The organism is Pseudomonas sp. B10(2017) (genome assembly GCF_002113295.1).
Lineage (GTDB): Bacteria > Pseudomonadota > Gammaproteobacteria > Pseudomonadales > Pseudomonadaceae > Aquipseudomonas > Aquipseudomonas pudica.
Genome location: NZ_NEJU01000015.1, coordinates 131,055 through 154,282 on the forward strand (window position 1 = coordinate 131,055; position 23,228 = coordinate 154,282).

The following is a 23,228-nucleotide window of genomic DNA, read 5'->3' on the forward strand; positions in this document are numbered from 1 at the left end:
TGAAAGACTGTTTGGCTGTGGCCCGCCGCGATGTGCGGCGAATCTCCCGATCCCTGAGAACACAGCCTATGTCAGAAATGCATTCGGCGCTGCCTGCTGGCCAGCGCCGATGGGTATCAATGGATCAGACCGACCCGCGACAGGTTGGGCAGGTGGCTGAGCTTGGGCTCAGGCCAGCTCATCCACACCGCGAAGGCCTTGCCGACGATGTTCCGGTCCGGAACCATGCCGTGCAGTTCCTTCGGGATGTTAGGGTCATCCCAGTAACGGCTGTCGTTGGAGTTGTCGCGGTTGTCGCCCATCATGAAGTAATGGCCCGCCGGCACGGTCCACTGCTGGTCCGGCGGCATGCGGTAACGGCTCATTTCCTTGCGGATCAGGTGTTCGGCTTCGCCGAGCTTTTCCTTGTACAGCTGGGCGCTGCCCAGAGTGCCCGGCTCGGTGCCCACCAATTGTTCTGCAATCGGCTGGCCGTTGACGAACAACCGCTTGTCGCTGGTGTAGCGCACCACATCGCCTGGCAGGCCGACCACACGCTTGATGTAGTTGACGTTCGGGTCGCTCGGGTAGCGGAACACCATCACATCACCGCGTTGCGGGTCACCCACCTCGATGACCTTCTTGTCGATCACCGGCAGGCGAATACCGTACGAGAACTTGTTCACAAGGATGAAGTCGCCCACTTCCAGGGTCGGCTTCATCGACCCCGAAGGGATCTGGAACGGCTCGACCAGAAACGAACGCAGCACCAGCACGATGAACAGCACCGGGAAGAACGACTTGCCATACTCGACCAGCAACGGTTCCTTGCCCAGGCGCTCGACCACCGCCATCTCGGGCTGGCTGACGCTGCCCTGGTAGTTGGCGATTGCCGCACGCCGGCGCGGGGCCAGGAACAGCAGGTCGATCAAGCCCAGCAGGCCGCAGACGAAGACGGCGATGACTAGCAACAGCGGGAAATTTAGCGACATAGGACCTAGCTATCCAACCTGAGCACGGCGAGGAAGGCTTCCTGTGGAATCTCCACGTTGCCCACCTGTTTCATGCGTTTCTTACCGGCCTTCTGCTTCTCCAGCAGTTTCTTCTTACGGCTGACGTCACCACCGTAGCACTTGGCCAGTACGTTCTTTCTGAGCGCCTTGACGGTTGTCCGCGCGATGATCTGGCCGCCGATAGCTGCCTGGATCGCCACGTCGAACATCTGCCGAGGGATCAGTTCCTTCATCTTCTCGGTCAACGCACGGCCTTTGTAGGCCGCGTTGTCGCGGTGCACGATCAATGCCAAGGCATCGACCTTGTCGCCGTTGATCAGTACATCCAGCTTGACCAGGTTGGCCGACTGGTAGCGATCGAAATGATAGTCCAGCGAAGCATAGCCGCGGCTGGTGGACTTGAGGCGGTCGAAGAAGTCCAGCACCACTTCGTTCATCGGCAGGTCGTAGCGCACCTGCACCTGGCTGCCGAGGAACTGCATGTCGCGCTGCACGCCACGCTTCTCGATGCACAGGGTGATGACGTTGCCCAGGTGTTCCTGCGGCACCAGGATGGTGGCGGTGACGATCGGCTCGCGGAAGTCGGCGACCGCCGAGACATCTGGCAGCTTCGACGGGTTGTCGACGGTGATGGTCTCGCCGGTTTTCAGTTCCAGCTCGTAGATCACGCTTGGCGCCGTAGTGATCAGATCCAGGTCGTATTCGCGCTCCAGGCGCTCCTGGATGATCTCCATGTGCAGCATGCCGAGGAAGCCGCAACGGAAGCCGAAGCCCAGGGCGTCGGAGCTTTCCGGCATGTATTGCAGCGACGAGTCGTTCAGGGTCAGCTTCTGCAGCGCATCGCGGAAGTCCTCGAAGTCGTCGGAGCTGACCGGGAACAGTCCGGCGTAGACCTGCGGCTGGATTTTCTTGAAGCCTGGCAGCACTTCGACCTCAGGGGTCGAGGACAGGGTCAGGGTGTCACCGACCGGGGCACCGTGGATGTCCTTGATGCTGGCGATGATGAAGCCCACTTCGCCGGCCTTCAGGTCGGCGGTCTGGGTGTGTTTTGGGGTGAACACGCCCACGCTGTCGACCAGGTGCACCTTGCCGGTGGACTTGACCAGGATCTTGTCGCCTTTCTTGACGCGGCCGTGGCGCACGCGCACCAGCGAGACCACGCCCAGGTAGTTGTCGAACCAGGAGTCGATGATCAGCGCCTGCAGCGGCGCCTCGATATCGCCTTCCGGCGCGGGGATGGTCTGTACCAGGCGCTCGAGAACCTCGTCGACGCCCATGCCGCTCTTGGCACTGCAGGCCACGGCGTCGGTGGCGTCGATGCCGATGATCTTCTCGATCTCGTCCTTGACGCGATCCGGATCGGCCTGGGGCAGGTCCATCTTGTTCAGTACCGGCATGACCTCAAGGCCCTGCTCGATGGCGGTGTAGCAGTTGGCAACGGACTGGGCCTCGACGCCCTGGCCGGCATCCACCACCAGCAGCGCACCTTCACAAGCCGCCAGCGAACGCGAAACTTCGTAGGTGAAGTCGACATGGCCGGGGGTATCGATGAAGTTCAGCTGGTAGACCTTGCCGTCCTGCGCCTTGTAATTGAGCGTGACGCTGTGGGCCTTGATGGTGATACCGCGCTCACGCTCCAGGTCCATGGAATCGAGCACCTGGGCTTCCATCTCGCGTGCCGACAGGCCACCGCACATCTGGATGAAACGGTCGGCCAGCGTCGACTTGCCATGGTCGATGTGGGCGATGATGGAGAAATTGCGGATATGACTCAAATCACTCACGGGTCAACACTCGAAAAGGCTGCGAGCCGGACGCCCGCCGAAAAATAGCCGGGAATTGTACCTTAAGCTGCCGGGATATGGGAGATTCCTCTATCGGGCTGTACACAGCATTCACCCCCGCAATTGTGAACTTTCATGAAAAAGGGCAGCCGAAGCTGCCCTTTTCTCCTTGCCAGACCGCTTATTCAGCCAGCTTGAAGGTAATGAAGCTGGCACGGCCCTGACGCAGCACGCGCATCGACACCGAACGGTTCTTCGGCAGTTCCTTGGCGATTTCGGTGAATTCCTTCGCCGAACCGATGGCCTGGTTGTTCAGGTGGCTGATCACGTCACCCGGGCGCAGGCCGATCATCGCGGCCGGGCCATCCTGGACTTCCTTGATGACCACGCCGCCCTTGAGCTCCAGGGCTTTTTTCTGCTCGGCGGTCAGGTCGGCCACCGAAACGCCCAGGCGGTTGCTGCTGCGCTCGGCGCTGCCTTCGGCGGCGGTACCGATGTCGGCATCGTCGTCCGGCAGTGCACCAACACTGATATCGAGGTTCTGGCGCTTGCCGTTGCGGATGATCTCCAGCTTGGCCTTTTCGCCGTCCTTGAGGCTGCCGACCAGATGCGGCAGGTCGGCCGACATGACGATCGGCTGGCCGTTCATGCTCAGGATCACGTCACCCACCTGCAGGCCGCCCTTGGCTGCCGGGCCGTTTTCCAGCACCTGGGCCACCAGGGCACCGGCCGGCTTGTCCAGGCCGAACGATTCAGCCAGGTCCTTGTTGACTTCCTGGATCACCACGCCCAGCCAGCCGCGGCTGACCTTGCCGTCTTTTTTCAATTGATTGGAGACATCGATCGCCACATCGATCGGGATGGCGAACGACAGGCCCATGAAACCGCCGGAACGGGTGAAGATCTGCGAGTTGATACCCACCACTTCGCCGTTCATGTTGAACAGCGGGCCGCCCGAGTTGCCCGGGTTGATGGCCACGTCCGTCTGGATGAACGGTACGTAGGTATCGTTGGGCAAGGTACGGCCCTTGGCGCTGACGATACCTTTGGTCACCGAATGGTCGAAGCCGAACGGCGAACCGATAGCCAGCACCCACTCGCCCACCTTGAGCTTCTCGGAATCACCCAGTTTGACGGTCGGCAAGTTCTTGCCCTCGACCTTGAGCAGGGCCACATCGGTGCGCGGGTCGGTGCCGACCAGCTTGGCCTGCAGCTCGCTGCGGTCCGACAGGCGGACGATGATCTCGTCGGCATCCGCTACCACGTGGTTGTTGGTCAGCACGTAGCCATCGCTGGAAATGATGAAGCCCGAACCCAACGACTGGGCCTCGCGTTGGCGGTCGCCACGCGGCGAGCGAGGCTGCTGCGGCATGTTGCGCTCGAAGAACTCGCGGAACATCGGCGGCAGGCCTTCCAGGTCGGGCATCTGCCCGGCAGCCATGCGGCGGTCAGGCAGTTTCTGCTTGGTACTGATGTTGACCACTGCGGGTGAGGCCTGCTCGACCAGGGTAGTGAAGTCCGGCAGGGCTTCCTCGGCCTGTGCGCTGAGCACCTGGCCGAGCATCAGCACGGCGGCGAACATCGATAGGTAGGATTTCAAGCGTGGTATTGACATACGGCTCCCGTCACAACGAGCGGTAGTTTAGAAAGGCCCCTGCACAAAGCAGGAAAGGCCAGGCTCCAAGAAGCCTGACCTATAGAAAATTTGCCGATGGATTGCAAATGACAATGCTTTAATTTCATTTCAGAGGCATGTCCGCACGCCTTGGCATAACCCACACGCCAGGCCCGCAAATGCGCGCCATCACTGGCGCGCCTGGCCATCCTGGGGGCGCATCGACAGCGCCACACGCTCTGCGGTACCCAGCGGAATCTCGCCGACCACAGTGACCATCACCTTGCCCTTGGGCGTGTTCAACCGACGCGAAACAGCCGAAGTCGGGCCAAGCTGGGTGCGCATGTCGGTCCCGCCCTCATCCTTTACCGACTCGAGAAACACCGAGAAGCGCGCCAGGCCATCGTCGTACATCAGGCTGCTGACCGTGCTGTCGTTCTTGGGGTCGCGGCGGACCGAGCTGTTGACCAGTTCGAAACCAGGCGGCAGCCAGTCCGAACGCCAGCCGGCGACCGTGTCATTGGCGGCAGCGACCACATGCGGCACCGGCTTGCACGCAGCGCTGGCGCGCAGGTCGTCGTCGCTGGGTGCGTCAGTATCGAGACGGGTCATCTGGAAGCGCTCCAGCAACTGCCCCTTGTCATTGATCATCAACGAGCGCAGCGGCAGCCCGGTAGTACGGTCCAGGTGCAATTCGAAGGCATAGCGGTGCTGATCGCGCGGGCTGAGCGTCACTATCACGGCATCGCGCCCGGCGACCCGCGACTTGCCCGCAACGCTCAAGTCATACCAGCCCATGAGTTTCAGCGGATCCAGCACACGCTGCGCGGTGTCCGGGGGCGTCGCAACACCACTGGCCAAGGCCCCGCTGACGCACTCTACCTTGCCGTCCACGCGCACGATCTCCTGGGCGGCGCCATCGAGTTGCAACAGCCGCTCGCTGACTTTGCCGTCGTCGACCCTGTGCCAGATCTCGTGGGAAGAGAAACTGCCGTTGCGTTCGTAGACAAAAGAGCCTTGGTAGCTCTGCTTTTGCTCGGCCTGTGCCAGCTTGCTCAGCCACTCGCTCGCCTCGGGCGAGGAATTGGCCGCCAACGCTGGCACCGTCATGCAGCTGCCAATCAGCAGCGACAGGAGAGGTAGCGCGCGCATGATCCTCCTTACTTAACGGTTTTCCAGGCTGGCGGCGCGGGCATACGGCAATGCGGTTTCAGTGCCCTTGAGCGCAGATTCCTGGGCATGCTGGCGCAGGTAACCTGGCAGACGCTGGTCCCAGCCGGCCTGGTTCTGCAGTACGCCGTTGGCCATCGGCCCGGTCGGTTGCTCACTGCTCTCACTATAGCCTGCCAAAACGGCCGGGCCTTGTGCTTGTGGCACACTCAGACCCTGCTGGGCAGGTTGCTGGGCAGCAAGCTCGGCGCCAGTGATCTCGTCCTGGTTGTACATGCGTACACCAGCCAGCACTGCCACGGTGACCGAAGCAGCTACCGCCAGGCGGCCAATGCTGCGCCATGGCCCTTTCTTGGCCTTGGCCGGCACGGCTTCGTCAGCCAGCGCTGCAGACACCGCCGAGGCGATATCCAGGTTGGGCAGCAGCAGCTCCTTGTGCATCGCTGCGCGGGCAACCTGGTAACGCGACCAGGTGGCACGGGTTTCAGCATCGTCTACGGCGTTCAAAACACGACGCAGTTCAAGCTCGTCCGCTTCGTTATCCATCACCGCGGACAGCGATTCCTGCAAAGCTTCACGACTCATGGCGGTTCCTCTCTTGGCTGTCGCCGCTGTCTCAGGTTTCCTGCAACAAAGGTTGCAGGGCTTTGTCTATTGCCTCCCGAGCGCGGAAGATTCGAGAGCGCACGGTACCCACCGGACACTGCATGACACTGGCAATGTCTTCGTAACTCAGCCCATCGAACTCGCGCAGGGTCAGTGCCGTGCGCAGGTCTTCGGGCAGTTGCTGGATGGTGCGATGGACAGTGCCTTCGATTTCATCCCGCAACAACGAGCGCTCTGGGGACTCGAGATCCTTGAGACCATGATCGCCGTCGTAAAACTCCGCATCCTCGGAGCTCACATCACTGTCTGGCGGCCGTCTTCCACGGGACACCAGGTAGTTCTTCGCCGTGTTGATGGCGATGCGGTACAGCCACGTATAGAACGCACTGTCTCCGCGGAAATTGCCAAGCGCACGGTAGGCCTTGATGAAGGCTTCCTGTGCTACATCCTGGGCCTCGTGGGTGTCGTGAACGAACCGCACGATCAACCCGAGAATCTTGTGCTGATACTTCAGCACCAACAGATCGAACGCTCGCCTGTCACCGCGCTGAACGCGCTCGACAAGCTGCTGATCCTCTTCCTGGGTTAGCATGAACACTCCTCAGTGAACTCGAAGGAGCGTTGCATCAGCCATCGTTCAGGCTTGCAACCATAGACTCGGGCTTTGCGCAAAAGTTCTCCCCTCCAAGCAAGTTTCCTGCAGCCCTTGGTCGGCTTGCACGGAAGACGCGGCACGGACACGGCCGGCTACGTCGATAATCAGGTTTCGAGTACGCAGGGACAGCCCGGACAGGCCTGCCGCCCTGCGTCGCCGCGGCAGTTGTGGCGCGTGGGCAGCCTTCATAGGATTTCCCGCCATGTCGGAAAGTTCCCACAAAGGTTGCAGCGACCAGGTAAGTGGCATGGAAATTGGCCACCCGGGGCTGCTATAAAGGCAACCCGGCCGGTTTCAACGATAGTTTCACAATGCCATCGGCGCGTGACTATTGTGCCGCGCCCCTTCCAAAGAATACTAGTGTCCCGACATGAGCCAACAATTCCAACATGATGTCCTGGTGATCGGCAGCGGTGCCGCCGGTCTCAGCCTGGCACTGAACCTCCCCAGCCACCTGCGAGTCGCCGTGCTCAGCAAGGGCGACCTGGCCAACGGCTCGACCTTCTGGGCCCAGGGCGGTGTCGCGGCAGTACTGGACAATACCGACACCGTGCAGTCGCATGTCGAGGACACCCTCAATGCCGGCGGCGGCCTGTGCCATGAAGACGCCGTGCGCTTCACCGTCGAGCACAGCCGCGAAGCCATCGAGTGGCTTATCGAGCAAGGCGTTCCCTTTACCCGTGACGAGCACTACAGCGTCGACGACGGTGGCTTCGAGTTCCACCTGACCCGCGAAGGCGGCCATAGTCACCGGCGTATCATCCATGCTGCCGATGCCACCGGCGCAGCCATCTTCACCACGCTGCTGGAGCAGGCCCGCCTGCGCCCGAACATCCAGTTGCTGGAGCAGCGCGTGGCAGTCGACCTGATTACCGAACGTCGCCTCGGCCTGCCCGGCGAGCGCTGCCTGGGTGCCTATGTGCTCGACCGCAACACCGGCGAGGTTGACACCTTCGGTGCGCGTTTCACCGTGCTGGCCACTGGCGGTGCGGCCAAGGTCTACCTGTATACCAGCAACCCCGATGGTGCCTGCGGCGACGGCATCGCCATGGCCTGGCGGGCCGGCTGCCGGGTGGCGAACCTGGAGTTCAACCAGTTTCACCCGACTTGCCTGTACCACCCGCAGGCCAAGAGTTTCCTGATCACCGAAGCCCTGCGCGGCGAAGGTGCCCTGCTGCGCCTGCCCAATGGCGAGCGTTTCATGCCACGCTTCGACCCCCGCGAAGAACTGGCCCCGCGCGACATCGTGGCCCGCGCCATCGACCACGAGATGAAGCGCCTGGGCGTGGACTGCGTGTACCTGGACATCACCCACAAGCCGGTCGACTTCATCAAGAGCCACTTCCCGACCGTGTACGAGCGCTGCCTGGCCTTCGGTATCGACATCACCCGTCAGCCGATCCCGGTGGTACCGGCCGCGCACTACACCTGCGGCGGGGTGATGGTCGACGACCGCGGCCACACCGACGTACCGGGCCTGTACGCCATAGGCGAAACCAGTTTCACCGGCCTGCATGGCGCCAACCGCATGGCCAGCAACTCGCTGCTGGAATGCTTCGTCTATGGCCGTGCCGCCGCGGCCGACATCCAGGCGCACCTGGATGAAGTGGTCATGCCCAAGACCCTGCCCGGCTGGGACGCCAGCCAGGTCACCGACTCGGACGAGGACGTGATCATTGCGCACAACTGGGACGAACTGCGGCGCTTCATGTGGGACTACGTCGGCATCGTGCGCACCAGCAAGCGCCTGCAGCGAGCGCAGCACCGCATTCGCCTGCTGCTGGATGAAATCGACGAGTTCTACAGCAACTACAAGGTCAGCCGCGACCTGATCGAATTGCGCAACCTGGCGCAGGTGGCCGAGCTGATGATCCTGTCGGCCATGCAGCGCAAGGAAAGCCGCGGGCTGCATTACACCCTGGATTACCCGGGGATGCTGGACGAGGCCAAGGACACCATTCTCAGCCCGATCTGAAATCGGTGTCGCGGCCTTCGCGGGCGCGCCCGCTCCCACAGGAATCCCACTGCCTTGCAGGCTTGCGCAGTACCTGTGGGAGCGGGCAGGCCCGCGAAGAAGCCAACTCGGTATGGTTTTATGCCCGGCTCACCCCTGCCCACCTGCGCCGGCTGAACTTCAACCGCACCCGCAAGCGCCGGTGCTCATCAGCCCCCAGCGCATCCAGTGGCACGCATTGGCTCTCCCCCAACCAGCGCCCCGCCCGCACAAAGCGCAACACCACCAGCCCAGGCAACGCCAAGCTATCCCGGCACAAGCGCACCGGCTGCCAGCCACGGGCACGGCTGAACACCTGCCAACCACGCACATCACGGCGCAGGCCGACAACGGCATGCTCATGCGTCAGCAGAATACGTCGGGGAATGGCCCAGCCAGCGTGGGCAATACAGGCGGCAACAACAGCAAAGGCTGACCACCAGGGGAGCGGGCTCGCCCATGCGGCGAACCACGCCAGTACCTGGCACACCAGGTAGACCGCCAGCAGCAGGCGCGAGCCTTGCCAGCGGCACTCGAAGCATTCACTTGGGCTGGACACGGTCCAGGATGATGCGGACCATGCGCTGCAGCTCCGGGTCTTCGGACTCGGTGCGCTCCATGAACCAGCCGAACATGTCCTGATCCTCGCAGCTCAACAGACGCACGTAGAGTTCGCGGTCGGTCTCGTTGAGCGTGGGGTAGACTTCCTGGGTGAAAGGCACCAGCAGTACGTCCAGTTCCAGCATGCCGCGGCGGCTGTGCCAGAAAAGCCGGTTGAGTTCAGTTTGTTCGACCATGGGGCCCTCCTCGAATGGCCCGCCAGTATACAGCCAGGCGAGCGAAGCGACACCGGGCGTTGGTCTAGTCACCTACCTATTTTGTTACCAGCGTTCTATGATGGCCGCCAGTCTTTAGCCACCGCGATGACCCATGGCCGATTCCGCTTTCTTCTGCCCCCTGTCCCACGAGGGCATCCTCGCTGTCCGCGGCTCCGATGCAGGCAAGTTCCTGCAAGGCCAGCTGACCTGCAATATCAACTACCTCAGCCTGGAGCACGCCAGCCTCGGCGCCCGCTGCATGGTCAAGGGGCGCATGCAATCGAGTTTCCGCATCCTGCCCGAAGGCAACGGCTACCTGCTGGCCATGGCCAGCGAGCTGCTCGACGCCCAGCTGGCTGACCTCAAGAAGTACGCCGTGTTCTCCAAGGCGACGCTGACCGATGAAAGCGCTGCCTGGGCACGCTTCGGCCTGCAAGGCGGCGACTCGGCGCTGCAGGCCCTGGGCCTTGATGTGCCCGCGGCAGCCGGCAGCACCGTGCGTCACGACGGGTTGATTGCCATCGCCGTGTCCACCGGCCGCGTCGAACTGTGGGTACCTGCGGACAACGCCGACAGCGTTCGCCTGGCGCTGGCCGCCGCGCTGCCAGAAGGCAGCCTCGACGACTGGCTGCTGGGGCAGATTCGCGCCGGGATCGGCCAGGTCATGGGGCCGACCCGCGAGCTGTTCATCCCGCAGATGATCAACCTGCAGGCCGTCGACGGCGTCAGCTTCAAGAAGGGCTGCTACACCGGTCAGGAAATCGTTGCCCGCATGCAGTACCTGGGCAAGCTCAAGCGCCGCCAGTACCGCCTGGCACTGGACCAGCAGGCCATTCCGGCCCCGGGTGCCGAGATTTTCTCGCCCACCCATGCTTCGTCGGTCGGTGAAGTGGTCATTGCTGCCAGCAACGGCACAGGCTGCGAACTGCTGGCCGTGCTCAGCGCCGAAGCGGTGGAAGACGGCAACCTGCACCTGGGCAGCCTCGAAGGCCCGCGCCTGCAGGTGCTGACCCTGCCCTACGAACTGGACCGCGACCGGGAAATCCAGCGCTGACCAGCCTGCCCCGCCCACATGGCGGGGCCGCACCACCACTGCGGTAGACACGCCCATGAACAAGCTGGCCGAGATGGTTCAAGCACAGTTGCTCGATGCCATCGAAAAGGATGACCTGGTCCTGCCGACCCTGCCCGAGGTTGCCTTGAGCATCCGCGAGGCGGCGGAAGACAGTGAGATCAGCGTGGCGGCCCTGAGCAAGGTGATCGGTCGCGATGCGGCCCTTTCAGCGCGCCTGATCAAGGTCGTCAACAGCCCGCTGCTGCGCGCGGCGGTCGAGGTCACCGATTTGCACACCGCCATCACGCGGCTGGGCATCAACTACAGCTGCAACTTGGCCATTGGCCTGGTAATCGAGCAGATTTTCCACGCTCGTGCACCGGCGGTGGAACAGAAATTACGGGATATCTGGGCCAACAGCCTGGATGTGGCGGGCATCAGCTACGAAATCTGCCGGCGCTTTACGCAGCTCAAGCCCGACCAGGCTACCCTCGGTGGGCTGGTCAACCAGATTGGTGCACTACCGGTGCTGATCTATGCCGAAGAGCACAACGAACTGTTGTCCGACCCGGTGTGCCTGCACTATGTGATCGAGCAGATCCAGCCGGTGCTGGGTGACAAGATCCTCAAGGCCTGGGAGTTTCCGGAGCAACTGGTCAACCTGCCGAGCCAGGTGCAGGACCTGGACCGGCAGACAGACAAGATCGACTACATCGACATCGTGCAGATCGCCCGCTGCATCAGCCAGCGCGGGCGCCACCGGCCGCTGGCGGCTTTGCCGGCATACCGCCATCTGGGCCTGCCGTACGGTACCGAGCTTGAAGTGGGTGAACTGATCGAGGCGCGGAGCATGTTGCGCTGACCGGTGTCAGCCTGTGCCGGCCTCTTCGCGGGTAAACCCGCTCCCACAGGTATAGCGTAGCCTTCTGCAGCGGCGCGGTCCCTGTGGGAGCGGGTTCACCCGCGAAAGGGCCGGTACAGGCAACACATCAATCCGCGATAAAACTCACCCTCACCCGCAACCCGCCCTTCGCACCGTCATGCAGACTCACCTGTGCCAGGTGCGCCCGGCAGATCTCGCCGACAATCGCCAAGCCAAGCCCACTGCCCTGCGCACTTCGCCGGTAGAAGCGCTCGAACACCCGCTCACGCTCGGCCTCGGGAATCCCCGGCCCGTCGTCCTCCACCTCAAGCACCGCCGGCGCCAACACTCGCAAGATCACGTTGCCGCCAGCCGGCGTATGCGCCAAGGCATTGTCCACCAGGTTGCTCAACAGCTCGTTGAGCAGCGTCGGCTCGCCCTTCAGCCACACCGGCGCCTCGGCCTCCAGGGCCAGCGCCACCCCGCGCTTGTGCGCCAGCGGTGCCATGGCCATGCCCAGTTCACGAGCCAACTGGCTCAGATCCAGGCGCTGCGCACCGCCTTCGGCAATCGCCCGCGCACCGTTCTCGACCCGCGCCAGCGACAGCAGCTGGTTGGCCAGGTGGGTCAGCCGATCGGTGCCCTGGGCCGCCGACTCCAGCGTCTGCCGCCACTCCTGCGGCTCGGCCGAACGCAGGCCCAGCTCGACCCGCGCCTTCAGCGCTGCCAGTGGCGTGCGCAACTCGTGGGCGGCGTCGGCGATGAACTGCGCCTGGCGCTCGAACTGGCCGCGCAAACGCTCGGTGAAATGGTTCAGAGCCCGCACCAGCGGGCCCAGCTCACGCTGCACCTGGACCACCGGCAAGGCCCGCAGGTCGTCCGGTTGGCGCTCTTCCACCGCCGTGCGCAGGCGCTCCAGCGGCCGCAACGCGGCACTCACGGCAAACCACACCATCACCAGCGCGCCCAGCGCCAGCATCCCCAGGCGCAGCAGGGTATCGGCCATCAAGCCTCGGGCCATGCGCACCCGCGCTTCCTCGGTCTCGGCCACGCGGATTTCCGCCATGCCGTTCATGTTCGGCTCGCTCACTGGCTTCAGCAGGCTGACCACGCGCACGTCCTGGCCCAGGTAGGTGGCGTTGTAGAACCGCGCCAGCGCCGGGTAATCGTCGGTACGCGGCGTGCCCGGCGGCGGCGCTGGCAGGTTCTCGTAGCCGGAAATCAGCCGCTGCTGGATGTCCAGCACCTGGTAGTAGATGCGCCCGGCACTGTCGTAGGCGAAGGTGTCCAGGGCCACGTAGGGCACATCCGCGCTCAACGAACCGTCACGCTGGGACAGGCCTGCGGCAATGGTCCTTGCGGAGGCAAGCAGGGTTCGGTCGTAGGCGGTATCGGCGGCCTCGCGGCCGTTCCAATAAGCGCTCAGGCCACTGGCCAGCATCAACACCACCAGCAGCAAGGCCAGGTTGCCGAGCAAGCGCCCGCGCAGGCTGCCGTTGTCACGCATCGCGGTGCTCAAGCAGGTAGCCCAGGCCACGGAAGGTGACGATGGCCACCGGGTGGCCGTCGAGCTTCTTGCGCAGGCGGTGGATGTAGATTTCGATGGCGTCGGGGCTGGCTTCTTCGTCCAGGCCGAACACCTGGGCGGCCAGTTGCTCCTTGCTCATCACCCGGCCCGGGCGGGCGATCAGCGCTTCCAGTACGCTCTGTTCGCGCGAGGTCAGGGTCAGGTTTTCGCCACCCAGGGTGAAGCGCCGGATGTCCAGGTCGTACACCAGCGGCCCACAGCGTTGCTGACGCTCGCCACCGAGCACGCTGCGCCGCAGCAGGGCCTTGACCCGTGCTTCCAGTTCGGTCAGCTCGAACGGCTTGGCCAGGTAGTCGTCGGCGCCCAGGTTCAGGCCGTGGACCCGGTCCTTGACGTCGCTGCGCGCGGTCAGCATCAGTACCGGCAGGGTCTTGCCACGGCTGCGCAGGCGCGCCAGCACCTCGAAGCCATCCATGCGCGGCAAGCCGACATCCAGCACCGCCACGGCGTATTCCTCGCTGGCCAGGGCCAGGTCGGCGGCCACGCCGTCATGCAGCACATCCACGGTCAGGCCATGGCTTTTCAAGGCCTGGGCCACGCTTTCGGCCAGTTGCAGGTGGTCTTCGACCAACAGCACACGCATCGGATTCTCCCTGCTCGGGTGGGACGGTGGCGCGGAGTGTACCGCTGTCGGCAGGCCTGTGAAGCCCTGTCGACAAACCTTTCACGCTGAAAGGTTAGCGAAAGGTTGGTTACCTAGCATCGCACCACGGTCGCCCTTCGCGCCGAAAAAAGCACCAGCAAGGTGCAACGAATAAGAACAATAAACGGAGCCATCAGTGATGCTGTCATCGCAGCCGCAGGCCTTCGCGCCTACCCGTTCCTTTGCCGCACGCCCCTCCGCCATCGCCAGCGCCCTTGCGCTTGCCGGTGTCGCCCCGATGAGCCAGGCCGCCTTCTTCGAAGACAGCACGGCCACCTTCGAAACCCGCAACATGTACTTCAACCGCGATTTCCGCGACGGCACCAGTGCGCAGCAATCCAAGCGCGACGAGTGGGCCCAGGGCTTCATGCTCAACTTCGAGTCTGGTTACACCGATGGCACCGTGGGCTTCGGCCTGGATGCGCTGGGCATGCTCGGCATCAAGCTCGACTCCAGCCCTGACCGCACCGACACCGGCCTGCTGCCGACCCACGATGACGGCAAGGCCGCCGACGAGTACTCCAAGCTCGGCCTGACCGGCAAGGTGAAGGTGTCGCAGACCGAACTGAAGATCGGCACGCTGATCCCCGAACTGCCGACCCTGCAACCCAACGATGGGCGCATCCTGCCGCAAACCTTCGAAGGTGGCCTGCTCACCTCGAAGGAGGTCAAGGGCCTGACCTTCACCGGCGGCCGACTGGAAAAGGCCAAGGACCGCAACGACACAAACTGGGAAGACCTGGCCCTGAACAACAAGAACGGCCGCTTCGGTGGCTCGTTCAGCGCCGACAACCTGGACCTGGCCGGCCTCGACTACCAGTTCACCGATCGCATCACCGGCAGCTACCACTTTGCCCAGCTCGACGATATCTACCGCCAGCACTTCATCGGCATGGTCGCCACCCAGCCATGGGGCCCGGGCACCTTCGGCGCCGACCTGCGCCTGGTGGTGAGTGACGACGCCGGCGCCGCCAAGGCCGGCAACATCGACAACACCACCGTCAACGGCATGCTCAGCTACGCCCTGGGCGGGCACAAGGTCAGCGCCGCCTGGCAGCAGCTGTCCGGCGACAGTGCCTTCCCGTACGTCGATGGTGCCGACCCGTACCTGGTCAACTTCGTCCAGATCAACGACTTCGCCGGCGCCGACGAGCGCTCCTGGCAGGCGCGCTACGACTACAACTTCGCCGCACTCGGCCTGCCCGGCCTGACCTTCATGACCCGCTACATCAGCGGCGACAACGTCAGCCGCGCGGCCGGTGGCGAGGGCAAGGAGTGGGAACGCAACACCGAACTGAAGTACGTGGTACAAAGCGGCCCGTTGAAGAACGTCGCCGTGCGCCTGCGCAACGCTACCTTCCGCTCCAACTTCGCCCGCGACGCGGACGAAGTGCGGCTGCTGGTTAGCTACAGCGTGGCGCTGTGGTAACCCCATAGCGATAACTTGATAACAACAACGCTCACGGAGATAGACGATGACCTTTTCACTGCGCCGCCTCGTCCTCGCTACCGGCTGCCTGCTGTTGGCCGGCAACGCCCTCGCTGCCGAACCGAAACGCCCCGAATGCATTGCCCCCGCCTCGCCCGGCGGCGGCTTCGACCTGACCTGCAAGCTTGTGCAAAGCGCCCTGGTGCAGGAAAAGATCCTCACCAAGCCGATGCGCGTCACCTACATGCCCGGCGGTGTCGGTGCGGTGGCCTACAACGCCGTGGTCGCCCAGCGCCCGGCCGATGCCGGCACCCTGGTGGCCTGGTCCAGCGGCTCGCTGCTGAACCTGGCCCAGGGCAAGTTCGGCCGCTTCGACGAGAACGCGGTGAAATGGCTGGCAGCCGTCGGCACCAGCTACGGCGCCATCGCAGTGAAAAGCAACTCGCCGTACAAGACCCTCGACGACCTGGTAGCGGCGTTGAAGAAAGACCCGAGCAAGGTAGTGATCGGCTCCGGCGGTACCGTCGGGAGCCAGGACTGGATGCAGACCGCCCTGATCGCCAAGGCCGCCGGCATCAACCCGCGTGACCTGCGCTACGTGGCCCTGGAAGGCGGCGGCGAAATCGCCACTGCGTTGCTGGGCGGGCATATCCAGGTAGGCTCGACCGACATCTCCGACTCGATGCCGCACATTCAGAGCGGCAACATGCGCATCCTCGCGGTGTTCTCGGAAAACCGCCTGGACGAGCCCGAGATGAAAGACATCCCCACCGCCAAGGAACAGGGCTACGACATCGTCTGGCCGGTGGTACGCGGTTTCTACCTGGGGCCAAAGGTGAGCGACGAGGACTACGCCTGGTGGAAACAGTCATTCGACAAGATGCTGGCCTCGGAAGACTTCGCCAAGCTGCGTGACCAGCGCGAACTGTTCCCCTTCGCCATGACCGGTGCAGAGCTGGACGGCTATGTGAAGAAGCAAGTGGCTGACTACAAGGCACTGGCCAGGGAGTTTGGCCTGATCCAGTAAGCCGCCACCGCCCTTTCACCGACCCTGTGGGAGCGGGCGCGCCCGCGAAGAAGACACCGCGGTGCCTGGCACCGGCGTTGCCGGTGTTCGCGGGCATGCCCGCTCCCACAAGGTCCGTGCTCAATGAGGACTCTCTGATGATCCTGCAACGCATCTTCGCCCTGGCCCTGCTGGCGGTGTGCGCCGCCCTGGCCGTGATGGCCTGGCCTTACCAGGCGGCGTTTTCCTATGAACCGGTGGGCCCGCGCGCCTACCCGCTGCTGATGCTCGGCCTGCTGGGCCTGGGCCTGCTGTACCTGGTGTTCCGCCCCACACCCATCGTGCGCAAGGACGACGAGCCGGAACTGGACCGCGAAACCCTGATCAAGATCACCGCCTGCGTCGGCCTGCTGATCGTTTTCGCCAGCACCTTCGAAGCCCTGGGCTTCATCCTCAGCGCCATCCTGGTCGGCGTGCCCATGGCCCGCCTGTATGGTGGCCGCTGGCTGCACAGTGCCATCGTGGTAGTGGGCATGAGCCTGTTCCTCTACTGGCTGTTCGACCGAGTGATGGACGTGCCTCTGCCCCTTGGCCTGCTGAGCGTACTGGAGAACTGACACATGGATACCTTGAGCTACCTGGGCCAGGGCTTCGGCGTCGCCCTGTCCCCCTACAACCTGGTCACCGCCCTCACCGGTACGCTGATCGGTACCGTGGTCGGCCTGCTGCCGGGCCTGGGCCCGATCAACGGCGTGGCATTGCTGATTCCCATCGCCTTCGCCCTCGGCCTGCCGCCGGAGTCGGCGCTGATCCTGCTGGCGGCGGTATACCTGGGCTGCGAGTACGGTGGGCGCATCAGTTCGATCCTGCTGAACATCCCCGGCGAAGCCTCGACCGTGATGACCACCCTCGATGGCTACCCGATGGCCCGCAATGGGCTGGCTGGCGTAGCGCTGTCGCTGTCGGCCTGGAGTTCGTTCATCGGTGCGCTGATCGCCACCTGCGGCATGGTGCTGTTCGCCCCGCTGCTGGCGAAATGGGCAATCGCCTTCGGCCCGGCGGAGTACTTCGTGCTGATGGTGTTCGCCATCGTCGCCCTCGGCGGCATGGCCGGCGACAAGCCGTTGAAAACCTTCATTGCCGCACTGATCGGCCTGTTCCTGTCGGCGGTCGGCATCGATGCCAACAGTGGCGTGTACCGCTTCACCGGCGACAGCGTGCACCTGGCCGACGGCATCCAGTTCGTGGTGCTGGTGCTGGGCCTGTTCTCCATCAGCGAAATCCTCCTGCTGCTGGAAAAGACCCACCATGGCCACCAGGCAGTCAAGGCCACCGGGCGCATGCTGTTCAACTTCAAGGAAGCGGCCTCGGTATTCGTGGTCAACATCCGCTGCGGCCTGCTGGGCTTCATCATGGGTGTGCTGCCTGGCGCCGGTGCAACACTGGCCAGCGCCGTGGCCTACATGACCGAAAAACGCCTGGCAGGTGACAAGGGCAAGTTCGGCAAGGGCGACGCCCGTGGCCTGGCCGCCCCGGAAACCGCTATCGGCGCCTCCTGCTGTGGCGCCCTGGTACCGATGCTGACCCTGGGTGTACCCGGCTCGGGCACCACTGCGGTGATGATCGGCGCACTGACCTTGTACAACATCACCCCGGGTCCAATGCTGTTCGAACAGCAGCCAGACATTGTCTGGGGCCTGATCGCCTCGCTGTTCATCGCCAACATCATGCTGGTAATCCTGAACATCCCGATGATCCGCATCTTCACCCGCATCCTCGCCGTGCCGAACTGGGCGCTGGTGCCGGTGATCGCCATCATCACGGGGATCGGGGTGTACGCCGTGCATGCCACCACCTTCGACCTGTTCCTGATGGTCGGCATCGGCATCATGGGCTATATCCTGCGCAAGCTGGACTTCCCGCTGTCGCCGATCCTGCTCGGCTTCATCCTCGGTGGGCTGATGGAACAGAACCTGCGCAGGGCGCTGTCGATCTCCAACGGCGAACTGGGCATCCTCTGGTCGAGCCCGATCAGCATGTCGGTATGGGTACTGACCATTTGCATGCTGACCCTGCCGCTGCTGCGCATCTGGCGCAAACGCAGCCAGCAGCGCCGGGCGATGGCCGATGCCTGATCGCTCGTTGCCGTTATTTGTCGCGACCGGGCTGGTCGGCCTTGCTGGCGGTTTTGCCGCCAGCAAGGTCGGCTGGCCTTTGCCGTGGATGGTCGGCTCGCTGCTGGCGATCATCCTGGTACGCTGCCTGACACCCTGGCAGTTGCCGGAAATCCCCAATGGCCGTAAATGCGGGCAGTGGATCATCGGCATCGGTATCGGCCTGCACTTCACCCCGGCGGTGATCGAGCAGGTGGCCAGCCATTTCGCACTGATCTTCTTCGGCGCCCTGTTCACCACCCTGTCCAGCGTGATCAGCGTATGGCTGTTGCGACGCAGCGGTGAAGACCGTGCCACGGCGTTCTTCGCCAGCATGCCGGGCGGTTCGGGGGAGATGGTCAACCTTGGCGCGCGCAATGGCGCGGCGCTCAGCCAGGTGGCGGCGGCGCAGAGCCTGCGCGTACTGGCGGTGGTACTGTGCGTGCCGGCGCTGTTCAAGTTCCTGCTCGGTGACGGGGTGCCGCTGAATCACACTGGCACTGTGAGCTGGGGCTGGCTGGCGCTGATTGCGCCGCTGGGCGTTGCCGTCGCCCTGCTCTGGCAGCGCTTGCGCCAGCCCAACCCATGGCTGTTCGGGCCATTGCTGGTGGCAGCCACCGTGAGCCTGGCGGGCAACCTGCAGATAACCCTGCCCAATGGCGCCAGCCAGATCGGCCAGTGGTTGATCGGCAGTGGCCTGGCCTGCCACTTCAACCGCGAGTTCTTTCGCCGTGCACCGTCTTTTCTGGGACTTACCCTGGTGGCCACGGCATTGTGCATGGCGATTGCCGGCAGCGCCGCTTGGGTATTGAGCGTGATGAGCGCGCTGGACCTGCGTTCACTGACGTTGGGGATGATGCCGGGCGGAATTGCCGAGATGAGCCTGACGGCAGAGACACTGCAGTTGTCGGTGCCGCTGGTGACGGCGCTGCAGGTGATGCGCTTGTTGTTCGTGCTGTTTCTGGCAGAGCCGTTGTTCCGGGTGTGGAACACCAACTCGGAATAATCGCGTCGCCTGCTTCGCGGGCTTGCCCGCTCCCACAGGTACTGCATCGCCCTCAAGGCAGGCGCTATCCCTGTGGGAGCGGGCAAGCCCGCGAAGCAGGCGACGCGTTCTTTCAGGTGATCACAGCGGCGGCAATGCCCAGTTGATCGGCGCCAGCCCACGCTGCTCGAGGAAACTGTTGGCCCGGCTGAAATGCCCGCACCCCAGGAACCCACGGTAAGCCGACAACGGCGATGGATGCACCGACTTCAGCACCAGGTGCTTGGTCCCGTCGATCAGCTTCTGCTTGCTCTGCGCATGCGAGCCCCACAGCAGGAACACCACGTTCGGGCACTGCTCGCTGACCACCTGGATGATCCGGTCGGTAAAGAACTCCCAGCCTTTCTTGGCATGCGACGCGGCATTGGCGCGCTCCACGGTCATGGTCGTGTTGAGCAACAGCACGCCCTGCTCGGCCCAACTCTGCAGGTAGCCATGGTTGGCAATCGGGATGTTCAGGTCGCGCTGCAGTTCCTTGTAGATGTTGACCAGCGACGGTGGCGTGGCCACCCCCGGCTGCACCGAGAAGCACAGGCCGTGCGCCTGGCCCGGCCCGTGGTACGGGTCCTGGCCGAGGATGACCACCTTCACCTGGTCCAGCGGTGTCGAGTTCAGCGCATTGAAGATCAACGGCCCTGGCGGGTAGATCTCTTTGCCGGCGGCGTACTCGCTGCGCAGGAACTCGCGCAACTGATGCATGTAGGGCTGGTCGAATTCGGCGCGCAAGGCGGCCTTCCAGCTGGGTTCGAGTTTGATGCGATCGTCGTCAGTCATGGGGCCTTCCATAAACAATGGCGCGACACTAGGTAAGCCCTTCCCGCTTGTCAAACGATCCGACCGACGACCGGCATGTTCGGCCAGGCAAGCCATACTTGTCCGATGACTTGCGCGAGGTAGTCCATGGCCATTCATTGCGAGGTACTCACCGGCGCCGACGGCGCCCGCATCGGCATCGCCACCCTGGATGCGCCCAAGGCGCTCAATGCCCTGAACCTGCCGATGATCGAGATATTGGGCGAACAGTTGCACGCCTGGGCTCGCGACCCGGGGATCGTCTGCGTACTACTGCGCGGCAACGGTGCCAAGGCCTTCTGTGCCGGCGGCGATGTACGTGCGCTGGCGCAGGCCTGCCGCGACCACCCCGGCAGCGTACCTCCGCTGGCCGCCACCTTCTTCGCCGCCGAATACCGCCTGGACTTTGCCCTGCACACCTACCCCAAGCCGCTGCTGTGCTGGGGGCACGGTCATGTGCTGGGCGGCGGCATGGGCCTGCTGCAGGGCGCCAATGTACGTATCGTCACCCCCAGCAGTCGGCTGGCCATGCCGGAAATCAGCATCGGCCTGTACCCGGACGTGGGCGCCAGCTGGTTCCTTGCCCGCCTGCCGGGCAAGCTGGGGTTGTTCCTCGGCCTGACAGGCGCGCCGATCAATGCCCACGACGCCTTGGACCTGGGCCTGGCCGACCGCTTTCTGGGTGAGTACCAGCAAGAGGCGCTGATCGAGGAACTGCTGCAACTGAACTGGCAGGAACAGACCGCCCTGCAACTGAACAGCCTGCTAAAGGCCGAACAGCACCGCGCCTGCGCCGAGTTGCCCGAGGCCCAGTGGCTGCCACGGCGACAGATGATCGATCAGTTGCTCGACGTGGCCGACGCAGCCGCCGCCTGGCGTGCGCTGGAGGGGCTCAAGCACCACGACGACCCACTGCTTGCAGAGGCCGGCCAACGGTTGCATCAAGGTTGCCCGCTTACCGCACACCTGGTGTGGGAACAGATCCGCCGGGCACGGCACCTGTCGTTGGCGCAGGTGTTCCAGATGGAATACAGCATGAGCCTGAACTGCTGCCGCCACCCGGAATTCAGCGAAGGCGTGCGTGCGCGCCTGCTGGACAAGGACAACCAGCCGCACTGGCACTGGCCCGATGTGGCGCAGGTGCCGGCGGCGGTGGTCGAAGCGCATTTTGCCAAGGCGTGGGAGGGGCGGCATCCGCTGGCGGATCTTGGGTAGCTTCGAGAAGCTGGGGCTGCCTTGCAGCCCATCGCGACACAAGGCCGCTCCTACAGCTACAGCGATGATTTCCATTGCTGCGCCGTACCTGTGGAAGCGGCCTTGCGTCGCGAAAGGGGCGCACCGCGCCCCCGATTTTCAATTTACCTACCGCTGCCAGTTCCCTCCTTGCCCATGCCCACGCCGCCCGTCCCCGCGCCGGTCACCATCCCCCCGCCCGTTGGAGTGCCAACGGTCATTCTGCTGGTAGCGCTGGCTGCCACCGCGATAATCATGGCGGTCCCGGTCGCGCCCATAGTCATACCGCTGGCGGTTGCCGTAGTCGTTGCGTGGGTTGCCATACCATTGCTTCACCCCCGGCTGTGGATGAGACCGGTAGTGAGGCGCGGGCGCCGAGCGGTAGTAGTAGCGCGGCGCAGGCTGATAGTAATAACGCGGCTGCGGCGTTACGTAATAGCGGTCATAGCGGTAATAATCCGGTGACACATAACGGTCGGAGTAGTAATGGTCCGATCGGTAATAGCCCCCGCTCTCGTAGTACGGAACGCAGGCGGAAGTCATCAGCCCCAGCAGGGCGATCAACAGGATTCGATAGGACATGGCGGCCTCCTGGACCGCTGGAGTGCCCGAACAGCGGCGCTGGCGAGCATCGATGCGAAATGCGATCATCGACATTGAATAAGACAGTGCCGCCAAGGTGCAGTGCCATTTCTGCAACAATTTGATACAGGTGAGCGGCAGCCATGCCCGACAACCAGCACTGCCCCGCTTGTGGCGCCCTCAACCAGTGCAGCCTGGCCGACCCGCGCCGGGCCACCCAGGCCTGCTGGTGTTACAGCGTGACCATCGACCCTGCCGTGCTCGAGGCACTGCCCGCCGAGCTGCGCGACAAAGCCTGCCTGTGCCCGCGCTGCGCCGCCGTCGAAGAGCAACTTCGCTCCCCCGCTTCCGACTGACCGTTTGCCATGCGCCTCGACCGTTTCCTCGCCAACCTGCCCAGCCACAACCGTCAGCAAGTCCGCCTGATGCTGGCGCAACGCCGCGTTCGGTTGAATGGCCAGGTAGTCAGCGACCCGCTGGCCGAAGTGCGCGAATTCAGCCGCGTGGAGCTGGACGACCAACTGCTGCAGGCTGGCCGCCCGGCGCGCTACCTGATGCTGCACAAGCCCACTGGCTGCGTCAGCGCCACACAGGACCCGCAACACCGCACCGTGCTCGACCTGCTGCCCGCCGCATTGCGTGAGGACCTGCACATCGCGGGGCGCCTGGATTTCAATACCACCGGCCTGATGATCCTGACCAACGATGGCCAATGGTCACGGCGGCTTACCCAGCCCGCGACCAAGCTGCCCAAACACTATCTGGTGGAAACCGAGGACGAGATTGGCGAGCACTATGTGGCCAAGTTTCTCGAAGGCTTCTACTTCGCCTTCGAAAACCTCACCACCCTGCCCGCCCAGCTGGACATCCTCGGGCCGCGCCAGGCGCGGCTGGCGATCGTCGAAGGGCGCTATCACCAGGTGAAGCGCATGTTCGGCCATTTCGATAACAAGGTGGTGGGGTTGCATCGGGAGAGCATGGGGGCGATTCGGCTGGACCCAGGGTTGGCGCCAGGGGCGTTTCGTGAGCTCACGGCGGATGAAATAGCCACGGTCTAGTCAGACTGTTCCGGCCGCACGGGGTGCGTCATACGACCGCTCAGCGACAAAAGTCACATTTCCCCCCGAACGGCACTTGCGGGATCCCCGACGCACTGCTTGAATCCAAATCGTCAGTCTGCATGTGACTATAAAGTCACGCCCGCATTC

23 protein-coding genes are annotated in these 23,228 nt (G+C 63.8%); 11 read left to right on the forward strand and 12 right to left on the reverse strand.

From position 1 onward, the window contains the following. Nucleotides 1-116: 116 nt before the first annotated feature. The 6 genes from lepB to rpoE form a co-directional block, all read right to left on the reverse strand. Nucleotides 117-971 (reverse strand): signal peptidase I, encoded by an 855-nt coding sequence (gene lepB / locus CAF92_RS18520; protein ID WP_046614787.1) that lies wholly within the window; start codon nt 969-971, stop codon nt 117-119. 5 nt (nt 972-976) lie between these two features. Continuing rightward, a complete protein-coding gene (gene lepA, locus CAF92_RS18525; RefSeq protein WP_025340425.1) occupies nt 977-2,776 on the reverse strand; it encodes a translation elongation factor 4 in 1,800 nt (599 codons plus the stop codon). 181 nt (nt 2,777-2,957) lie between these two features. Continuing rightward, nucleotides 2,958-4,358 carry a DegQ family serine endoprotease gene (locus CAF92_RS18530; protein WP_371916247.1) on the reverse strand — a complete coding sequence of 467 codons (1,401 nt, stop codon included), beginning with the start codon at nt 4,356-4,358 and terminating at the stop codon, nt 2,958-2,960. A gap of 222 nt (nt 4,359-4,580) precedes the next feature. Then, nucleotides 4,581-5,543, reverse strand: a complete 963-nt coding sequence (locus CAF92_RS18535; protein ID WP_046614789.1) for a MucB/RseB C-terminal domain-containing protein — start codon at nt 5,541-5,543, stop codon at nt 4,581-4,583. 12 nt (nt 5,544-5,555) lie between these two features. Beyond that, nucleotides 5,556-6,146, reverse strand: coding sequence for a sigma-E factor negative regulatory protein (locus CAF92_RS18540; RefSeq protein WP_013973999.1), 591 nt, complete (start codon nt 6,144-6,146; stop codon nt 5,556-5,558). Nucleotides 6,147-6,177: 31 nt separating this feature from the next. Continuing rightward, nucleotides 6,178-6,759 (reverse strand): RNA polymerase sigma factor RpoE, encoded by a 582-nt coding sequence (gene rpoE, locus CAF92_RS18545; RefSeq protein WP_003252049.1) that lies wholly within the window; start codon nt 6,757-6,759, stop codon nt 6,178-6,180. Between the two features lie 433 nt (nt 6,760-7,192). Between rpoE and nadB the strand changes: the two genes are divergently transcribed. Then, entirely contained in the window at nt 7,193-8,797 is a 1,605-nt protein-coding gene (nadB, locus tag CAF92_RS18550; protein WP_085601584.1) for an L-aspartate oxidase, read from the forward strand. A gap of 118 nt (nt 8,798-8,915) precedes the next feature. On the opposite strand, the gene CAF92_RS18555 is transcribed toward nadB, so the two are convergent. Together CAF92_RS18555 and CAF92_RS18560 are read right to left on the reverse strand one after the other, a co-directional pair. Beyond that, complete coding sequence (locus CAF92_RS18555; RefSeq protein WP_085601585.1) at nt 8,916-9,374, reverse strand: protein YgfX; 459 nt, start codon at nt 9,372-9,374, stop codon at nt 8,916-8,918. Next, the gene (locus CAF92_RS18560) at nt 9,358-9,612 is read right to left on the reverse strand and encodes a succinate dehydrogenase assembly factor 2 (protein ID WP_003252043.1); all 255 of its coding nucleotides are present in this window, start codon (nt 9,610-9,612) and stop codon (nt 9,358-9,360) included. The genes CAF92_RS18555 and CAF92_RS18560 overlap by 17 nt, the downstream gene beginning before the upstream one ends. Nucleotides 9,613-9,745: 133 nt before the next feature. Between CAF92_RS18560 and CAF92_RS18565 the strand changes: the two genes are divergently transcribed. Both CAF92_RS18565 and CAF92_RS18570 read left to right on the forward strand, forming a co-directional pair. Beyond that, on the forward strand, nt 9,746-10,687 hold the full coding sequence (locus CAF92_RS18565; protein WP_085601586.1) for a folate-binding protein YgfZ: 942 nt from the start codon (nt 9,746-9,748) through the stop codon (nt 10,685-10,687). Between the two features lie 55 nt (nt 10,688-10,742). Beyond that, complete coding sequence (locus CAF92_RS18570; protein WP_015271603.1) at nt 10,743-11,549, forward strand: HDOD domain-containing protein; 807 nt, start codon at nt 10,743-10,745, stop codon at nt 11,547-11,549. Between the two features lie 127 nt (nt 11,550-11,676). Here CAF92_RS18570 and CAF92_RS18575 read toward each other — a convergent pair whose 3' ends face one another. Beyond that, nucleotides 11,677-13,056 (reverse strand): sensor histidine kinase, encoded by a 1,380-nt coding sequence (locus CAF92_RS18575; protein ID WP_025340432.1) that lies wholly within the window; start codon nt 13,054-13,056, stop codon nt 11,677-11,679. Then, a complete protein-coding gene (locus CAF92_RS18580; protein ID WP_046614793.1) occupies nt 13,049-13,720 on the reverse strand; it encodes a response regulator in 672 nt (223 codons plus the stop codon). The genes CAF92_RS18575 and CAF92_RS18580 overlap by 8 nt, the downstream gene beginning before the upstream one ends. A 199-nt stretch (nt 13,721-13,919) precedes the next feature. Here CAF92_RS18580 and CAF92_RS18585 point away from each other — a divergent pair, with 199 nt between their 5' ends. From CAF92_RS18585 to CAF92_RS18605, 5 genes are all read left to right on the forward strand, one after another. Then, nucleotides 13,920-15,209, forward strand: a complete 1,290-nt coding sequence (locus CAF92_RS18585; protein ID WP_085601587.1) for an OprD family porin — start codon at nt 13,920-13,922, stop codon at nt 15,207-15,209. Between the two features lie 46 nt (nt 15,210-15,255). Beyond that, nucleotides 15,256-16,236, forward strand: a complete 981-nt coding sequence (locus CAF92_RS18590) for a tripartite tricarboxylate transporter substrate binding protein (RefSeq protein WP_085601588.1) — start codon at nt 15,256-15,258, stop codon at nt 16,234-16,236. A 137-nt stretch (nt 16,237-16,373) separates the two neighbouring features. Beyond that, nucleotides 16,374-16,832 (forward strand): tripartite tricarboxylate transporter TctB family protein, encoded by a 459-nt coding sequence (locus CAF92_RS18595; RefSeq protein ID WP_046614795.1) that lies wholly within the window; start codon nt 16,374-16,376, stop codon nt 16,830-16,832. Between the two features lie 3 nt (nt 16,833-16,835). Continuing rightward, nucleotides 16,836-18,350: a tripartite tricarboxylate transporter permease gene (locus tag CAF92_RS18600; RefSeq protein ID WP_085601589.1), complete on the forward strand. Its 1,515-nt coding sequence runs from the start codon at nt 16,836-16,838 to the stop codon at nt 18,348-18,350. Then, nucleotides 18,343-19,374: an AbrB family transcriptional regulator gene (locus CAF92_RS18605; protein ID WP_085601590.1), complete on the forward strand. Its 1,032-nt coding sequence runs from the start codon at nt 18,343-18,345 to the stop codon at nt 19,372-19,374. Before CAF92_RS18600 ends, CAF92_RS18605 begins: the two co-directional genes overlap by 8 nt. A gap of 120 nt (nt 19,375-19,494) precedes the next feature. On the opposite strand, the gene ung is transcribed toward CAF92_RS18605, so the two are convergent. After that, the gene (ung, locus tag CAF92_RS18610; protein ID WP_046614798.1) at nt 19,495-20,187 is read right to left on the reverse strand and encodes a uracil-DNA glycosylase; all 693 of its coding nucleotides are present in this window, start codon (nt 20,185-20,187) and stop codon (nt 19,495-19,497) included. Nucleotides 20,188-20,313: 126 nt separating this feature from the next. On the opposite strand from ung, the gene CAF92_RS18615 reads away from it, so the two are divergent. Then, on the forward strand, nt 20,314-21,420 hold the full coding sequence (locus tag CAF92_RS18615; protein ID WP_085601591.1) for an enoyl-CoA hydratase/isomerase family protein: 1,107 nt from the start codon (nt 20,314-20,316) through the stop codon (nt 21,418-21,420). Nucleotides 21,421-21,567: 147 nt separating this feature from the next. Here the strand turns inward: CAF92_RS18615 and CAF92_RS18620 are convergent, their stop codons facing one another. Then, a complete protein-coding gene (locus CAF92_RS18620) occupies nt 21,568-22,020 on the reverse strand; it encodes a hypothetical protein (protein WP_085601592.1) in 453 nt (150 codons plus the stop codon). 143 nt (nt 22,021-22,163) lie between these two features. Here CAF92_RS18620 and CAF92_RS18625 point away from each other — a divergent pair, with 143 nt between their 5' ends. Both CAF92_RS18625 and CAF92_RS18630 read left to right on the forward strand, forming a co-directional pair. Further along, nucleotides 22,164-22,376 (forward strand): cysteine-rich CWC family protein, encoded by a 213-nt coding sequence (locus CAF92_RS18625; protein WP_015271611.1) that lies wholly within the window; start codon nt 22,164-22,166, stop codon nt 22,374-22,376. Between the two features lie 9 nt (nt 22,377-22,385). Beyond that, nucleotides 22,386-23,078 carry a pseudouridine synthase gene (locus CAF92_RS18630; RefSeq protein ID WP_085601593.1) on the forward strand — a complete coding sequence of 231 codons (693 nt, stop codon included), beginning with the start codon at nt 22,386-22,388 and terminating at the stop codon, nt 23,076-23,078. Nucleotides 23,079-23,228: the final 150 nt, after the last annotated feature.

Coding starts and splice junctions, on each gene's coding strand:
- CAF92_RS18580 (WP_046614793.1), bottom strand. CDS start 13,720: ATGCGTGTGCTGTTGGTCGAAGACCACCTGCAACTGGCCGAAAGCGTG.
- CAF92_RS18620 (WP_085601592.1), bottom strand. CDS start 22,020: ATGTCCTATCGAATCCTGTTGATCGCCCTGCTGGGGCTGATGACTTCC.
- CAF92_RS18630 (WP_085601593.1), top strand. CDS start 22,386: ATGCGCCTCGACCGTTTCCTCGCCAACCTGCCCAGCCACAACCGTCAG.
- nadB (WP_085601584.1), top strand. CDS start 7,193: ATGAGCCAACAATTCCAACATGATGTCCTGGTGATCGGCAGCGGTGCC.
- CAF92_RS18585 (WP_085601587.1), top strand. CDS start 13,920: ATGCTGTCATCGCAGCCGCAGGCCTTCGCGCCTACCCGTTCCTTTGCC.
- CAF92_RS18625 (WP_015271611.1), top strand. CDS start 22,164: ATGCCCGACAACCAGCACTGCCCCGCTTGTGGCGCCCTCAACCAGTGC.
- CAF92_RS18530 (WP_371916247.1), bottom strand. CDS start 4,358: ATGTTCGCCGCCGTGCTGATGCTCGGCCAGGTGCTCAGCGCACAGGCC.
- CAF92_RS18560 (WP_003252043.1), bottom strand. CDS start 9,612: ATGGTCGAACAAACTGAACTCAACCGGCTTTTCTGGCACAGCCGCCGC.
- CAF92_RS18600 (WP_085601589.1), top strand. CDS start 16,836: ATGGATACCTTGAGCTACCTGGGCCAGGGCTTCGGCGTCGCCCTGTCC.
- CAF92_RS18590 (WP_085601588.1), top strand. CDS start 15,256: ATGACCTTTTCACTGCGCCGCCTCGTCCTCGCTACCGGCTGCCTGCTG.
- CAF92_RS18540 (WP_013973999.1), bottom strand. CDS start 6,146: ATGAGTCGTGAAGCTTTGCAGGAATCGCTGTCCGCGGTGATGGATAAC.
- lepB (WP_046614787.1), bottom strand. CDS start 971: ATGTCGCTAAATTTCCCGCTGTTGCTAGTCATCGCCGTCTTCGTCTGC.
- CAF92_RS18605 (WP_085601590.1), top strand. CDS start 18,343: ATGCCTGATCGCTCGTTGCCGTTATTTGTCGCGACCGGGCTGGTCGGC.
- CAF92_RS18575 (WP_025340432.1), bottom strand. CDS start 13,056: ATGCGTGACAACGGCAGCCTGCGCGGGCGCTTGCTCGGCAACCTGGCC.
- CAF92_RS18565 (WP_085601586.1), top strand. CDS start 9,746: ATGGCCGATTCCGCTTTCTTCTGCCCCCTGTCCCACGAGGGCATCCTC.
- CAF92_RS18535 (WP_046614789.1), bottom strand. CDS start 5,543: ATGCGCGCGCTACCTCTCCTGTCGCTGCTGATTGGCAGCTGCATGACG.
- rpoE (WP_003252049.1), bottom strand. CDS start 6,759: ATGCTAACCCAGGAAGAGGATCAGCAGCTTGTCGAGCGCGTTCAGCGC.
- CAF92_RS18570 (WP_015271603.1), top strand. CDS start 10,743: ATGAACAAGCTGGCCGAGATGGTTCAAGCACAGTTGCTCGATGCCATC.
- ung (WP_046614798.1), bottom strand. CDS start 20,187: ATGACTGACGACGATCGCATCAAACTCGAACCCAGCTGGAAGGCCGCC.
- CAF92_RS18615 (WP_085601591.1), top strand. CDS start 20,314: ATGGCCATTCATTGCGAGGTACTCACCGGCGCCGACGGCGCCCGCATC.
- CAF92_RS18595 (WP_046614795.1), top strand. CDS start 16,374: ATGATCCTGCAACGCATCTTCGCCCTGGCCCTGCTGGCGGTGTGCGCC.